The 552-nt window shown below is 60.5% G+C and carries 1 protein-coding gene; it reads left to right on the forward strand.

What is annotated here, in order from left to right; genetic code table 11:
- Positions 1 to 552, forward strand: a 552-nt coding sequence (locus FK530_RS25235; protein WP_146489514.1) for an N-6 DNA methylase, incomplete at both ends; no start/stop codon positions are given.

Raw genomic sequence — 552 nt, forward strand, 5'->3', positions numbered from 1 at the left:
GGGCAAGGACGCGGGAGCGTTCTACACGCCGCGTTCCGTCGTCCGGACGCTGGTGGAGATGCTGGAGCCGTACAAGGGCCGCGTCTACGATCCGGCAGCGGGTTCGGGCGGCATGTTCGTCCAGTCGGCAGAGTTCGTGAAGGCCCACGGCGGCAAGCGCACGGACATTTCGGTGTTCGGGCAAGAGTACACAGATACCACGTGGAAGCTCGCGAAGATGAACCTCGCTCTACGAGGCATTGAAGCTGATATGGGCTCGCACTCGGCGGATTCTTTCACCGAGGATCTCCACCCGGACTTGCGCGCTGATTTTGTAGTTGCTAATCCCCCGTTCAATCAAAAGGAGTGGTGGAGCCCCACGCTAGAAGGCGACCCCAGATGGAAATATGGAACTCCCGCGCCTGGCAAGGTCGGCAGTAACTTCGCATGGGCACAGCACTTCATCTACCACCTCGCGCCGAACGGCACCGCGGGCTTTGTCTTAGCAAACGGTGCCCTAAGTTCCAAAGAAGGAACCAACGGAGAGATCCGCAGCAACCTCGTCCGGGCGGG

This window comes from Tsukamurella conjunctivitidis, from assembly GCF_007858475.1.
GTDB classification, from domain to species: Bacteria; Actinomycetota; Actinomycetes; order Mycobacteriales; family Mycobacteriaceae; genus Tsukamurella; species Tsukamurella conjunctivitidis.